This window comes from Candidatus Brocadiaceae bacterium (assembly GCA_012728835.1).
In the GTDB taxonomy this organism is placed as follows: Bacteria; Planctomycetota; Brocadiia; order SM23-32; family SM23-32; genus JAAYEJ01.
Genome location: JAAYEJ010000075.1, coordinates 11678 through 25711, shown reverse-complemented (window position 1 = coordinate 25711; position 14034 = coordinate 11678). Strand labels below are relative to the sequence as shown.

At 72.8% G+C, this 14034-nt stretch carries 11 protein-coding genes; 10 read left to right on the top strand and 1 reads right to left on the bottom strand.

Annotation, left to right across the window (positions count from 1 at the left end; translation table 11 throughout):
* Nucleotides 1-44: 44 nt before the first annotated feature.
* Nucleotides 45-2234, top strand: coding sequence for a tetratricopeptide repeat protein (locus GXY85_12285; GenBank protein NLW51600.1), 2190 nt, complete (start codon nt 45-47; stop codon nt 2232-2234).
* A 67-nt stretch (nt 2235-2301) separates the two neighbouring features.
* Complete coding sequence (gene argJ, locus GXY85_12280; protein ID NLW51599.1) at nt 2302-3495, top strand: bifunctional glutamate N-acetyltransferase/amino-acid acetyltransferase ArgJ; 1194 nt, start codon at nt 2302-2304, stop codon at nt 3493-3495.
* A gap of 11 nt (nt 3496-3506) precedes the next feature.
* Here the strand turns inward: argJ and GXY85_12275 are convergent, their stop codons facing one another.
* Complete coding sequence (locus tag GXY85_12275; GenBank protein ID NLW51598.1) at nt 3507-4565, bottom strand: uroporphyrinogen-III decarboxylase-like protein; 1059 nt, start codon at nt 4563-4565, stop codon at nt 3507-3509.
* Between the two features lie 134 nt (nt 4566-4699).
* On the opposite strand from GXY85_12275, the gene wrbA reads away from it, so the two are divergent.
* The 8 genes from wrbA to GXY85_12235 all read left to right on the top strand — a co-directional run bounded on the left by wrbA (nt 4700) and on the right by GXY85_12235 (nt 13993).
* A complete protein-coding gene (gene wrbA, locus GXY85_12270; protein NLW51597.1) occupies nt 4700-5314 on the top strand; it encodes an NAD(P)H:quinone oxidoreductase in 615 nt (204 codons plus the stop codon).
* A 94-nt stretch (nt 5315-5408) separates the two neighbouring features.
* The gene (locus GXY85_12265) at nt 5409-5846 is read left to right on the top strand and encodes a hypothetical protein (GenBank protein ID NLW51596.1); all 438 of its coding nucleotides are present in this window, start codon (nt 5409-5411) and stop codon (nt 5844-5846) included.
* A gap of 127 nt (nt 5847-5973) precedes the next feature.
* Nucleotides 5974-6933, top strand: coding sequence for an ATP-binding cassette domain-containing protein (locus GXY85_12260; GenBank protein NLW51595.1), 960 nt, complete (start codon nt 5974-5976; stop codon nt 6931-6933).
* A gap of 27 nt (nt 6934-6960) precedes the next feature.
* Nucleotides 6961-7809 carry a hypothetical protein gene (locus GXY85_12255; protein ID NLW51594.1) on the top strand — a complete coding sequence of 283 codons (849 nt, stop codon included), beginning with the start codon at nt 6961-6963 and terminating at the stop codon, nt 7807-7809.
* 3 nt (nt 7810-7812) lie between these two features.
* Nucleotides 7813-8529 carry an ABC transporter permease gene (locus tag GXY85_12250; GenBank protein ID NLW51593.1) on the top strand — a complete coding sequence of 239 codons (717 nt, stop codon included), beginning with the start codon at nt 7813-7815 and terminating at the stop codon, nt 8527-8529.
* A gap of 4 nt (nt 8530-8533) precedes the next feature.
* Nucleotides 8534-10267, top strand: a complete 1734-nt coding sequence (locus GXY85_12245; GenBank protein ID NLW51592.1) for a hypothetical protein — start codon at nt 8534-8536, stop codon at nt 10265-10267.
* Between the two features lie 21 nt (nt 10268-10288).
* Nucleotides 10289-12547 (top strand): DUF4340 domain-containing protein, encoded by a 2259-nt coding sequence (locus GXY85_12240; protein NLW51591.1) that lies wholly within the window; start codon nt 10289-10291, stop codon nt 12545-12547.
* Nucleotides 12548-12565: 18 nt separating this feature from the next.
* Complete coding sequence (locus GXY85_12235; protein NLW51590.1) at nt 12566-13993, top strand: hypothetical protein; 1428 nt, start codon at nt 12566-12568, stop codon at nt 13991-13993.
* Nucleotides 13994-14034: the final 41 nt, after the last annotated feature.

The following is a 14034-nucleotide window of genomic DNA, read 5'->3' as shown; positions in this document are numbered from 1 at the left end:
CGGTGCCGAATGGAAGCCCCCTGCCTCTTCCCGAGGAGTCGTGAGTGGACGGAGAGGGACATCGCAGATCGGAACGGCCGCGCCGGCCGCTGCACGCGGCGTGGCTGAGCGTGTGCATGGCCGCCCTGCTGGCGGCGAGCGCCGTGAGCGCCGCCGGGGACGGACCCGCCGAGGCGCCCGAGACCGCACCGACGGTCGCGTCCCTGATCGAGGCCCTGCACGGGGCGGCCGCCGCCGCCATGGAGGCATTTCCCCGGCGCCCGGAGGCGGTGATGCTGCTGGATGCGCCGGACGCCCCGCTCCTGGACGCCTATGCGACGCGCGTGCTGGCCGGCTGCCTGACCGCGCACGGCGTGGAGACGGCCCTGTTCGCCGCCCACGTGCGGACTGCGGGGTCCCGGCCCGGCCCGCTGCCGGCCCCCATCGTCCGCGCCCTTCACAACCGGTCGGCCACGGTCCTGATCCGGGTGGCCGTCGCCGGAGCGGCGGCCGCACGCCAGGTGGGCGTGGACGTCTATGACGCGGCGACGGGCCGTGTCGCGCACAGCCTGCGCGTGGCAGTGCAGCTCTCCGAGGAGCAGGCGGACCTCTCCAGCCGACGGCGGCAGGAACTGGACGCCGCCGACGCGGACTGGCTGAGGCTGCTGGAGGCCGCCTTCGGCCCCGGCGCCCCCGCACCCGAACCGCCGCGCGATCCCGTGGCGATCGCCGAAGCCCTGTTCTTCCTCGAGGCCGGCCTGTGGGACGTGGCCGCCGACCGGTTCCTTGACCTGGCGCCGGCCGGGCCGAACGCCTGCTTCATGCGCGGGGTCTTCGCCCTGCACATGGCCGGCCGGCCGGACGACGCCATCGCCCGCGCCGAGGCCGCCCGCAGGGACCACCCGGAGAGCGGCCCCGTGTGCGCCCTGCTGGCCTGGCTGAACCTGCGCAGGGGCCGTCAGGACAACGCGGTGCTCCTGCTGGAGCAGGCACGGCTCAGCGACATGACCCGCGAGGGCCTCTACCACTACGCCGAAGCCCTGATGGCACTCGAATCGGGCAACGAAGAGGCCGCCCAGTCCCGCCTGACGCGCGCGGCCGCCCTGCTGCCGGCCTGCCCCTTCGTGCACGTCCATCTGGCGCGCTTTCATCGCAACCGCGGCCGACTGGCCGAGGCCGTGGCCTGCTACCGCCTTGCCCTGGGCGCCGGCGACGGCCGGCCCGAAACCTGGGCGGAACTGGCCATGGCTCTGCGCGCCCTGGGGCGCGACGAGGAGGCCCTCAGAGCCCTGAGGGAGGCATTCGCAATCACCAGCGGCAGCATCGCGATCAACCGCCAACTGGCCGCCATCCTGCGCCTGCAGGGACGGCACGAGGACGCCCTGGACGTCCTGCGCAGGGCCGCCCAGACACACCCGCACGACCCCGGCGTGCTGGCCGCCTACGGCGATGCGGCGCTCCAGATGTGGCGCACCGAGGATGCGCGCCGGGCCTTCGAGGACGCCGCAGCCCTCAACAGCCGCTTCCCCTACGCATCGGTGCAACTGGCCAACACGCTGGCCGCCCGGCGGGAGCATGCGCAGGCCCGCACGATCCTGGAGGCCCTGCTGGCCGAACAGCCCGAGTACGCGCCCGCACGGATCGCGCTGGGCCGGCTCCTGGGGCGGATGGACAGGTTCGAGGAGGCCGTCCGGGTCCTGGAGGCGTCCACCGTCCAGCCGGACCACGAGGCCGATGCCCGGCTGGCCCTGGCGGAGGTCCACATGGCCGCCGGCAGGGCGTCGGACGCGGTGGCCAGCGCGCAGATCGCCGCATCGTCCCGTCCGGACGCCCGGTCGTTCGCCACCCTCAGCCGCGCGTTCCTGGCCGCCGGCGAGCCCGCGCGGGCGGAGACCGCCGCTCGCACGGGCCTTGAGCACGACGCGCGCAGCGACGCGGCCCTCCTGGCCCTGGCCTCCGCGCTGGACACCCGGAACCACCGCGAGGAGGCGGTCCGGGAGGCCGAACGCGCCCTGGCGGCAAACCCCTACTCCGTGGAGGCGCTGGAGACCGCCGGCCGCCTCGCCCTGGACGGGGACGACGCCGAACGATGCGTCGAGTTCTGGCAGAAGGCGCTGGAACTCAATCCCTGGAACGCCGAACTGCACCTGCAACTCGGCCTGGTGCTCGGCCGCCGCCTCGACCGCTGGGAGGCCGCGCGGGATCATCTGGTGCGCTACGCCGAACTGGGCCAGCAGCACGCCCAGGAGTCATAACGACCGCGCACGACCCCATCGTCCTTTTCAGGTCCTTCCGGACCGGGAGACCGAAGCAGTGGACATCATCCCCGATGGCAGCATCCTGAGCGCCGCCGGCTTCGCCGTCGGTGCCGCGCGCGGCGGCCTCAAGAAGGCCGCCGGAGAGCCCGACGTCGCCCTGGTCGTCTGCGACGCGCCGACCTCCGGGGCGGGCCTGTTCACCGTCAACCGCTTCGCCGCCGCCCCCGTCCAGTGGTGCCGGCGGCACCTGCCCTCGCCCCGCGTGCGGGCCGTCGCCGTCAACAGCGGCAACGCCAACGCCTGCACCGGAGAGCAGGGCGACCGCGACGTGCAGCGCACCGCCGAACTGATCGCCGACCTCGTCGGCTGCGCGCCCGAGGACGTCTGCGTGGCCTCCACCGGCATCATCGGCCATCCCCTGCCCATGGACAAGATCGAGGCCGGCCTCCGCGAGTCGCACCTGCGCATCGGCACGGGCGAGGCCCACGCCCGGGCGGCCGAACGCGCCATCATGACCACCGACACGCGCCCGAAGGCGGCCGCCGTCCGTTCCGCCGTCGACGGCCGCACCTTCCACGTCGGCGGCATGGCCAAGGGCTCGGGCATGATCGCCCCGAACATGGCCACCATGCTGGCGTTCGTCACCACCGACGCACTGGTGGCCCCCGGCGACCTGCGCGAGTTCCTGAGGGAGGCCGCCGGGCAGACGTTCAACCGGATCACGGTGGACGGCGACTCGAGCACAAACGACTCCGTCATCGCGCTGGCCGGTGGCCGCTCCGGCGTCAACGTGACGCCCGACGGACCCGGGGCGGCGGAGTTCCGCCAGGCCCTGCTGGCCGTCATGGACTCCCTGGCGCTCCAGATCGTGCGCGACGGCGAGGGCGCCACGAAGGTCATCGAGGTCATCGTGGAGGGCGCCGCCGACGCCGACTCGGCCCACCGCGTGGCGCGCGCCGTCGCCGAGTCCCAACTGGTCAAGTGCGCCGTCTACGGATGCGACCCCAACTGGGGCCGCATCGTCTGCGCCATCGGCTACTCGGGCGCGGCCGTGCAGCCGCACACGACCACCGTGCACATCGGGCCGGTCTGTGTGTTCCACAACGGCATGCCGACCGGCGCCGACGCCCGCGCCCCGATGCACGCCGACACCGTCGCGGTGCGGATCAACCTCGGCATAGGGTTCGGCCGGGGCCGCGTGCGCTCGTGCGACCTGACCAGGGAATACGTGCGGATCAACGCGGAGTATCCGACGTAGCCGCCGGGGCGTCAGTACCTCCCGTCCGCGTAGCCTGTCTCATACATGGCCACGACGTTCTCCGGCGGGCTGACGCTCTGGATGTTGTGGCACGGCGCCAGGACGTAGCCGCCTCCGGCCCCCAGCACGCGGATGTTGTGCCGGACCTCGGCCTCCACGTCCTGCACGCTCCCGAAGGCGAGCGTCTGCTGATTGTCGACCCCGCCGTGCAGGAGCAGGCGCCGGCCGAAACGGCTCTTGAGGACCGCCCTGTCCATCCCGCGGCATCGCCACTGGATGGGGTTGAGCACGTCGATGCCGATCTCGATCATGTCCGGGATGGCGTCCACGACCGCCCCGTCGCTGTGGAAGAACGCATAGGCGCCGGCCTCGTGCACCAGGTCGATCATCCTCTTCATGCGGGGGGCCAGGAACCGGCGGATGTGGTCGAGCGACATCATCAGGGCCGTCTGGCCCCCCAGATCCTCGGCCACGTAACTGATCAGGACCCGGCCGCCGGCCTGCTCCAGGATGCGGCGGGTGTTCTCGTAACAGAATCCGAACAGCCGGTCCAGGCAGTAGTCGACGATCTCCGGGTGGAGCACCAGGTCCATGAAGGCCTGCTCCTGCCCCCGCAGGCTCTTGTAGTCCATGAAGGGCTCCGACCCGCCCCCGCGGATCGGGCGGTCCGCGTTGGCCGCCGCCTCGGCGGGGATGCGCGAGTAGTCATAGCAGTCCACCGACGGCCACGTGTAGCCGGCCTCGATCTCGTCGACGGTCTCGTATTGCGCCAGGGGATGCTCGACGCACTCGCTGTAGGCGCCGCCGTCGTACTCCACCCGGCGATACCGGCAGCCGTGGATGTCGGTGCCGGCCGCAAGGGGCGCCCCGACGTAGCGCGGGCCGACCAGGGCCGGCCGATCGACGTGCAGCCGCCGCAGGGCCTCGCCCAGGTCGCGGCAGCCCAGATACCCCACCAGTCTGGCGGAAGCCTCCGGCGTCGCCCAGTAGTCCATCGGCACGCGGTCCGGCAGCTCGTGCCGGAGAACGGCCTCCCAGCGCTCCCGACCGGTCATCGTTTCTGGTTCCATGGCGAACGATGTCAGTGTAGCAGCCGCGTCGGGCCATTCCCAGGCGCAGACGCCGGTGCTTGCAGGGGGCGGGCAGACCGGATAGCGTGGAAGGAGACGGACGTTGCCAGACCAAGGTATGAGGAGGCGCGACGATGAAGATCCTGATCGTCTACTACTCGCGGTACGGACACGTGCTGACGCTGGCGCGCGCGGTGGCGGCGGGTGCGTCGTCGGTCGACGGCGCCGAGGTCGTCATGCGGCGTGCGGCCGAGTTCGCGGATGAACTCCCGGCCATCCAGGCCGATCAGTATGCCCGGGCCGTCTGGGAGCAGCACAAAGACGTGCCCGAATGCACGATGGACGACCTGGCGCGGGCCGATGCCGTGATCTGGGGCTCGCCGACGCGCTTCGGCAACATGGCGGCCCAGATGAAACGGCTCATCGACGGCATGGCGAAGCTCTGGGTCGACGGTGTGATGGAGGGCAAGCCGACCGGCGTGTTCGTCTCCACCGCCACGAGCCACGGCGGCCAGGAGACCACCCTGCTGACCATGGCCGTGCCGCTGCTCCACCTGGGCATGGTCTGGGTGGGCCTGCCCTACTCCACGCCTGGCATGCTGCACACCGAGGGGCGCGGCGGCACGCCGTACGGTCCCACAACCGTCGCCGGCTCCCGGAACGAACGCGAACCGACCCGGGAGGAACTGGAGCAGGCCGAAGCCCTGGGACGCCGGGTCGCGCAGATCGCGGCCAGGCTGAGCGGCTGAGCGGCCGCTTCCCGCCGCATCCGCTTGACAGCCATCGGACGCATCCGGCATAATTGTAGCTTCATTGGACCAGACTCCTCAGGCAGCGGCGGCCATGGCAAAGAGAGGCGAACTGCCCGATTTCCATACCAAGCGCAAGGCCCTGTTCGACCCCAGGGCGACCCCGCAGAGGCTGCGCGAGACGGGCGAGATGTTCCATGCCGCCGAGCGGTATGACGACGCCCTGGAGTTCTTCAGCCGCTGCGAGGCGCAGGATGCCGTTCGCGCCATCGCCGAGACGGCTATGAAGGCCGGCAACGTGCCCCTGTTCATGCGGGCCCGGCGGATTCTGCGCGAGGCGATCACCGAGAACGAGTGGACGCAGATCGCCCGGCGGGCCGAGGAGGCGGGCGCGTTCTCCATGGCCTGCGTCGCCCACTGCAAGGCCGGACACGAGGACGAGGCCGACCGGCTGCGCCGGCTGATGTCCGGCCCCGAGGAGGAGCCGGTAGGCGGGAAGACGCCGTTCGCCGGGGACCGGGCCGCCCGGTAGATGCGGCCGCCGGCCCGGCGCCGATGCCCCGTTTGAACCTCCGAACACCTTTGCGACACAAAGGCGGACGAGGCGCGTGACCGTTCGTCACAGGGGAACCGACCGGAGACCGGAGGGCGGCACAGTGCTGGTGGAAGCCCGGGACCTGACCCGCTACTACGGCGACTTCCTGGCGGTCGACGGCGTGAGCTTCCGGATCGACCGCGGCGAGATCGTCGGCCTGCTGGGGCCCAACGGGGCGGGCAAGTCGACCACGATCCGCATGATCACCGGCTTCCTGCCGCCCAGCGCAGGCACCGCCCGCGTGGCGGGGCTCGACGTGCGGGCGGACTCCCGCGCCGTCCGCCGCCACATCGGCTACATGCCCGAGAGCAACCCGCTCTACGTCGAGATGCGGGTCGGCGAATACCTCTCTTACCGGGCGGCGCTCAAGGGCGTGCCGCGCGCACGACGCAGGCGCCGCCTGGCCCGCTGCATGGAGCTGTGTGGCGTGCGCGACGTCGCCGGCCAGGTCATCGGCACCCTCAGCAAGGGATACCGCCAACGCGTAGGCCTCGCCGACGCCCTGCTGGCCGACCCGGACGTGCTGGTGCTCGACGAACCGACGATCGGGCTCGACCCCAACCAGGTGCGCGAGACCCGCCGCCTGATCCGCAGCCTGGGCGAAGAGCACACCGTCCTGATCTCCACGCACATCCTGGCCGAGGCCGAGGCCATCTGCCGCCGCGTGCTGATCGTGGACCGCGGCCGCATCGTGGCCGACGACACCCCCCGGACGCTCTCGGAGCGCGTCATGCGCACGGCCGTCGTGGCCGAGATCGGCGCCGACGCCGCAGAGGCCGCCTCCGCGCTCCGGGACCTGCCCGGTGTCGAGTCCGTGGAGACGGCCGAGGCCGACGGCTGGCAGCGGTTCACAATCGCCGCCGCACCCGAGACGGACGTGCGGGAGGACGTCTTCCGGTTGGCCGTCGCGCGCGGCTGGCCGCTGCGCGAACTGACGCGCAGCCGCGCAACGCTCGAGGACGTGTTCCACCGGGTCACACTCGCCCCGGTGGACGGGGGCCCGGATCGTCCCGCTGGTGAGTAGAGGAGCCGCCGGGTGACGCACACACCGATGACCCAGGCAAGAAACGACCTCCTGGACTGGGAGAACCTGAGCGAGGTCCCCGCCGGCCGGGCACTGCGCCGCAGCCTGGCGGAGCTGCTCGTGCGCCCGGGCCGCTTCTTCGGGAAGATGGCCATCAGCGGCGGCCTGTTCGAGCCGCTGGCGTTCTTCGCCGTGGTGCTGGGCGCCGCCATCCTTCTGGCCTTCCCCGCCGCGCTCGCGTACGTCCGCCTGGCCGCGCCCGATCCGGAACGGGTCGGGGCCGCCGCCTACTCCGCCGCCCTGCTGCCGGCACGGGCCGGCGGCCTGCTGCTCGTGCTGCTGCCGCTGGCGCTGGCGGCCGCCTGCGTCGCGATGGTGCTGACGGGCACCCTGTTCCACGTCGGGGCGCGCCTGTTCGCCGCGCCCCGTTGGGAGGGCTCGGTCAGCGTGTGGCTCTACGCGGGCGGGGCCGCCCTGGCGCCCCTGACGGCCGGGCTGGCCGTCCTGTTTGCCGTGTCCCTGACCGGCTGCCTGCTGGGCCTGGCCTGGCCGGAGGCGCAGCCGGCCGCACACCGCGTCGCCGCCTGGACGGCCCGCGTGCTGCTGACCGCCGGGCTGGTGGCCGGCGTGCTGCTGCTGGCCATGGACGCCGTGGTGGGCTGCATGCGCGCCTTGCGCGCGGAGCCGGTCACGGGGGCCGCTGCGGCCGTCGCCGGCCTGGTGACGGTCGCCCTGACGCTGGGCGTCACGGTCTGGGCGTTCGCCGGCGTCGGGGCGGCTGTCGGCGCGGGCGTCGGCGCCCTCGTGCTCTGCGCCACGACCGCCGTGGCCGTGCCGGCCGCCCACGCCGGAGACCGCGCCGAGGAGGACGACTGACCCATGGTGAACGTCTCCGTGATCACCAGGCGCGAGCTGGGCGCCTACTTCCTCTCCCCCATCGCCTACGTCGTGCTGACGGCCTTCGCGCTCGGGCAGGGGCTTCTGTTCGCGCCCGTGCTGACGCCGGCGGTCCACCTGGCCAGCGCGGCCCAGTGGGCCCTCTCGATGCCCGTGGTCCTGATGATCGTCGGCATCCCGCTTCTGACCATGCGGCTGCTGGCCGAAGAGACGCACAGCGGCACGGTCGAAACGCTGATGACGGCGCCCGTGACGGAGCTGGAGGTCGTGCTGGGCAAGTTCGTCGGCGCGGTGCTGTTCGCCACGATCATGATGGTGCCGATGGCGCTTGAGGTGGCCTACCTGCGGCTCCTGGGCCCCATGGATGCGGGGCCCCTGCTCTCGGGCTTCCTGGGCGCGTTTCTGATGACTTCGCAGTTCATCGCCATCGGCCTGCTCTGTTCGGCCCTGACCCGGGTTCAGATCGCCTCGGCCATCGTGAGCTTCGTCCTTCTCCTGGGCCTCTACTTCCTGGGCCTGCTCGGAGGCGACTCCTCGTCCACCGTCGTGCAGGTGTTGCGGTACATCGCCCCGCCCTCCCACTACTCCGGCTTCCTCAAGGGCATCGTGGACACCCGCAGCCTGGCCTACTTCGTCATCACGACCGTGACGTTCCTGTTCCTCACCGTCAAGGCGCTCGAACTGCGGAAGTGGAGGTGAGGACATGAGACGCGAACCGAGGTCCTCCCTGCAGGTCTGGGGCGGCTGGGCCGTGCCGGCCGGCCTGATGCTGGTGGTGGCCGGGTTCATCGTGGGCGACGTGCGGGCGGGCGCCCTGCCGGATGTGGACCGCATCGCGTTCGGCCTGATGATCGGCGGGCTGACGCTGGCGGCCGCCGGCGCCCTCGTCAACGTCCGCACCCTCCTGAACCTGGTGCGCGGCCGGCGGGCGCTGGAAGGCGTGCACTTCGCGGTCGTCGTCGCGCTGTTCCTGACGCTGGCCGGGCTGCTCTGCTACATCTCCACCCGCTGGTTCGCGCGCATGGACTGGACGGGCACGCGCACCTACAGCCTGCATTCGAAGACGCGCAACATACTGAGCGGACTCGACCGACCGATCGAGGCCGTCGTCGTGATCGAACCGACGCCCGACGCGCGCACCCAGGGCGCCGTGGACATGGTGCTGGACCTCCTGGACGAGTTCCGGTCGGCCTCGAAGCACGTCCAGGTGCGACGGCTGGACTGGACCAGCCCCGAGGGCCAGGTGCAGTTGCACGACCTGGTCCAGCGGATGGACGGAGAGGAGCCGCCGCGCTTCTGCGCCGTCTTCCTGACCGAGGACTCCCGCGAGGTCGTGCCCTTCTACGAGATATTCACGCACACCGGCACCGAGTTCACGGGCGAGGACGCGTTCGCGGCGGCCATCGCCAGACTGGTCGAGGACGAACGACCGGCCGTCTGCTTCCTGACCGGCCACGGCGAGCGGCCCTTCGAAGTCGAGAATCCCGACCCGATGTCGCCCCTGCCGGCTGCCCGGACGGATCGGTCCCTGTCGCGCCTCGCCAGGGCCCTGCGCGGGGACAACTACGAGGTCTCCGCGCTGAACCTGGCCGCCGAGGGCGCCGTGCCGGACGACTGCGCCGTCCTGGTCATCGCCGGCCCGGCCGCGCCGATCCCCGAGGCCGAGATGCAGGCCATCCGCGCCTATCTCGACGAACGCCACGGCCGCGCCGTCGTGCTGGTCGACCCCGTGGCCGTCAGCATCGGAGAGAGCAACATCAACGAGCTGATCGGCCCCTACGGCCTGCACGCCCGCACGGACGCCGTGGGCATCACGAAGTATGACACCCCGCTGGGCACCTTCCAGCAGAGGGAGGTGCTGGTGACCGCACAGGGCCTGGGCAAGCACCCGATCACCGCCGGACTGGAGCAGTACAACTTCTCGCCGGTCTACGCCTGCCCCATCGAGGTGGGCGAGCCCGACCGGCCGGGTTCGGGCACGCCGATCCGGCTGCTGACGGGCGCCGGGAGCTGGGGCGAGACGGACTACCGACCGGACTCGCGCGAGCCGGCCGAATACGATGCCGCGCGCGACGTCCCGCCCCCCCTGACGGTCGCCGCCCTGGTGGCGCCCCGGGAACCCCCGTCGCATCCGATGATGCCGCAACTGGAGCCCGCACCCGGCCCCCGGCTTCTGGTGATCGGCAGTTCGCTCTCGTTCACCGACGCCGCCCTCGAGCAGAACCCCGCGCACCGCTACTTCCTGATGAACGCCCTCAACTGGATGGGCGGCAAGCTGCACATGCTGGGCATCCCGCCCAAGACGTTCGACATGTCGCAGGCCACCCTGACGGCCGCCCAGATGAGGGCGGGACGCTACTTCTTCATCGCGATCCTGCCGGCGGCCATCATCGCGGTGGGAATCAGCGTCTGGATCGTGCGCCGGAAGCGACGTTGACCCTTCGGACCGGACGGAGCCATGAAGCACAAGTCCACACTCCTTCTGCTCATCGCCGTCGTCGTGGCCGGGCTCGTCGCCCACTCGCTGTCGAAGAGGCCGACGTCGGTCGAGGCCCTGCGCGAGCGCCGGAAGCTGCTGCCCGGCTTCCAGACCTCGGCCGTGCGTGAACTCGTGATCGAGAGCCCGGGCGGGCGCATCGTCTGCCGCCGCCGATCGTCCCGCGAGTGGCGCATCGTCGAGCCGCTGGACGTGCGCGCCGACGGCCGCCAGGTCGAGGCCCTTCTCGACAAACTGGGGGCCGCCGAGAAGGCCTCCGCCGCCTATCCTGAGCCCGGCCGGCCGCTCGACCGGACCGGCTACGGACTGGACACGCCCGCGCGGACCGTCGCGGTCAGGATCGCCGAGAACGGTCCCCCGGCCTGGACCCTGCACGTCGGCAAACCCGCGGGCGTGGGCGAGACGACCTTCGTGGCCGTCGCCGGCGAGGACGCCGTCTTCGCCGTGGCGAAGGAGGTCGCCGACGCAACGGACGTGACCGTCCCGGGCCTGCGCAGCAAGGTGCTGGCCCCGCGCCTCAGCGCGTTCGACCTGCGCAGCGTCTCGATCTCGGCGGCGCCGCGCGGCGATGGGCCGCCGGTGCGGATCGAGTGCCGGAAGGTCGAGGACCGATGGGAACTGGTGGCGCCCGTGCGCGACCTGGCCGACCGCGCGGCCGTCGAGGCCCTGGCCGACCGGATCTGCGACCACCGGCTGGCCGACGACGACTTCCTCAGCGACGACCCCACCCGGGCCACCGACTACGGCCTGGATGAGCCCGCGCTGACCGTGACCCTGACCGGCCGGGACGCCTCGTACACCGTGCTTTTCGCCCGCCCCTCCGGGGGCGACGCAGACGAATGCTACGCACTGGCGCAGGGCGAGCCGTCCGTCGTGCGCGTGCCGGCCTCGCTTCTGGACGCCCTGGACAAGGACCCCGCCGGCCTGCGGGAACGCTCCCTGGCCGAGTTCCCGTCGGACCGCGTCCGGCAGATCGTCGTCTCCGGCCCGGCCGGCGACCTGCGGCTGGCGAAGGACGCGGACGCATGGCGGATCGCCGGCGAGCGCCCCGCCGATGCCGACGATGAGGCGGTGGACGCCCTGCTGGACGAGCTCAAGACGCTGGAGGTGGACGAGTTCGCGGCCGACGACCCGGCCGACGTGTCGCCCTACGGCCTGGCCGAGGCGGACGCCGTGACCGTGACGCTTCAAGACGCCGGCGGGGCGGACCTGGCGGCGCTCTCGTTCGGCGCCGCCGAGGACGGACGGGCCTATGTCCGCCGGCACGGCTACCCGGCGGTGCTGGCCGTGCCCGGCGGCGACTACTACGCCGCGCTGACCCGCGGCCGGCCCGCCTTCCTGGACCGTCTGCTCCTGAACGAACCCCGCTCGGCCGCCCGCCGCATCGTCCTGCAGCGGGGCACCGGGCGGCTCGAGGCCGTCTGGCGGCCGGACGAGGCGGCGTGGTCGCTCGTCCGCCCGGTCCAGGGCCCGGCCGACCGCTATGCCGTGCAGGCCATCCTGGGCGACCTGGCGCCGCTGAAGGCCGCCGCTGTCGCCGCCGAAGAGATCGACGACCCGGCCGCCTGCGGCCTGGACACGCCGGACATCGTCCTGGAGGTCAGCTACGAAGACGCTCCTCCGGCATCCGAGGCGTCGCCCGCCCTGCGCGTGCACACCCTGCGCGTCGGTGCGGAGACCGGCGAACCGGCCGTCGGGCGCTTCGCCCGACTGGACGGCGACGAACGGCTCGTCGTGCTGCCCCCGGCCGTCGTGGACCATCTGGGCGCCGACCTGGCCTCGCTGGACGTCTGCCGCGCGCCGGACCTGACCGGGCTGACCTTCGAACGCGGCGGCCGCGCGCAGTCGTTCGCCTACGACGAGGCGACGGAGTCCTGGACCGACGCCGAGGGCGCCGCGCTGGATGCGGCGCTCGCCGACGCCGTCCGGCAGGCCGCCGCGCGGCTCCGCGACCTGCGGGCCGCGAGCCTGGCGGATTACGCCGACCGGGCGCCGGACCTGTACGGATTCGACGCCCCGTTCCTGACCATCACCCTGCGGGAATCCAGAACGGAAGGCAAGCGGATCCTGATCGGCCGCGAGACGCCCGGCGGAGGGCGCTACGTCAAGGGGCCCGCGACACGCTACGTCCACGTGCTCTCCGGCGACGACGCGGCCGCCCTGGCGGCGGCGGCCGCTCTGGCCGCCGTCCCGGACGGAACGGACCCCGGCGACCGCTGAAACGGGAGGCACACGGCGATGGAAGACCCCGGGCTGCCCCGAGGATACCGCCTCGTGCGCGGCACCATCGGCCCGGAGCAGGCCGCCGCGCTGGCCGAACTGCACGCGACGGGCCGGGTGCCGGGCGCCGTCCGCCTAGCCCGGGGCAACACCCGCCGGACCATCCTCCTGGACCTGCTGGGGCAGGTCTGGAAGCAGTATCTCCGCATCGGCACGCGCGAAGCGTGCCGGGCGCTGCGCGGCGACACGTGCGTGCGGCGCGAGTTCGACAACACCGTGCGGGCCCTGGACGCCGGCCTGCCCGCGCCCCGCCCCCTGTTCGCCGTCGAACGGCGCCGCCTCGGCATCCTCAGGGGCCAGGTGATCGCCTTCGTCTGCCTGAAAGACGCCCGCGCCCTCGGCGAAGTGCTCGACCTGAGGAACCGGGACGACGCCCGGGCGCCGACCGCAGAGGAGCGGGAGCAGATACTGCAGGAATACGCCGCGCTGATCGCCCGGCTCGGGCCCGCCGGCGTGCGGCACGGCGACCTGGGCGCGCGCAACCTCATGCTCGCGGGATCGGGGGGGACGCGGCGACTGTGCGTGCTGGACTGGCTGACGGCCGAATTCGACCTGCCGCCCGATCGCGACGTCGACTGCACGGACCTCCGGCACGCGACCAGCGACCTGGTCCGGTCGGGCCTGCCGCTTCGCGAAGTCCGTCGGTTCTACGACGCCTACGCAGACGCGATCGGCTGGCCGGCGGAGCGCCGCCGCGCGGTCGCACGGTGGCTGCTGCAGCAGGTGCGCGCCGACAGAGCCCGCTTCGCCCGGCGCACGGTGCGGCACGCACTGACGGCCGGGCGGCTGCTCGTGCGCCGGAGACTGCCCGACGGCCGCACGGCGTATGTGCTGCGGTCCGACGCGGAGACGGCGGCCCGGATCCTGGCCGCCGCCCCACCGGACGCACCCGCCGTAGACACCCCTCACGCCGTCACCGCGTGGGCGGCCGCCTGCATCGCCGAGCGGTTCCGGCTGCCCTGCCGCCGCGTCCTGGGCATCGTCCCGGAGACGCGCCGCCGGCCCGGCGCAATGGCCCTGGAGCCTGCGGCGGGCACCCCCCTGGAGGCCGAACTGCAGGACACCCTCACCGTCGCCCGGCGCCTGGACGACCTGCGCGCGCTCGTCGTGCTGCTGCACTCGTTCGGGCTGCGGTTCCGGCGCTGCACGCCCGGCACCATCGCCCGCACGCAGGACCCCGTCGCCGCCCTGCGCTCCTGCGGGCTGGCCGTTCAGGACCCGACGGCCCTGCAGGCCCGGCCCGGCCTGCCGCCGGGCGAATCCTGGGCGCAGATCGCCGCCTACGTCGCCTCCCAATGCGGGCAGACGGTGGCCGACGCGTTTGCCCTCCGCGCCCGACGGTTCGCGGCCCGCGCGGGCCGTGCGTCCGCGCAGGAACCGGCTTGACACGAGTCGCCGCCGCCGGTAATCTCGATTGTGGCCCGACG

Bases quoted from the DNA above. Each gene is read 5' to 3' on its own strand.
- GXY85_12275 (NLW51598.1), bottom strand. From the start codon at position 4,565: ATGGAACCAGAAACGATGACCGGTCGGGAGCGCTGGGAGGCCGTTCTC.
- wrbA (NLW51597.1), top strand. From the start codon at position 4,700: ATGAAGATCCTGATCGTCTACTACTCGCGGTACGGACACGTGCTGACG.
- GXY85_12265 (NLW51596.1), top strand. From the start codon at position 5,409: ATGGCAAAGAGAGGCGAACTGCCCGATTTCCATACCAAGCGCAAGGCC.
- GXY85_12255 (NLW51594.1), top strand. From the start codon at position 6,961: ATGACCCAGGCAAGAAACGACCTCCTGGACTGGGAGAACCTGAGCGAG.
- GXY85_12250 (NLW51593.1), top strand. From the start codon at position 7,813: ATGGTGAACGTCTCCGTGATCACCAGGCGCGAGCTGGGCGCCTACTTC.
- GXY85_12245 (NLW51592.1), top strand. From the start codon at position 8,534: ATGAGACGCGAACCGAGGTCCTCCCTGCAGGTCTGGGGCGGCTGGGCC.
- GXY85_12240 (NLW51591.1), top strand. From the start codon at position 10,289: ATGAAGCACAAGTCCACACTCCTTCTGCTCATCGCCGTCGTCGTGGCC.
- GXY85_12235 (NLW51590.1), top strand. From the start codon at position 12,566: ATGGAAGACCCCGGGCTGCCCCGAGGATACCGCCTCGTGCGCGGCACC.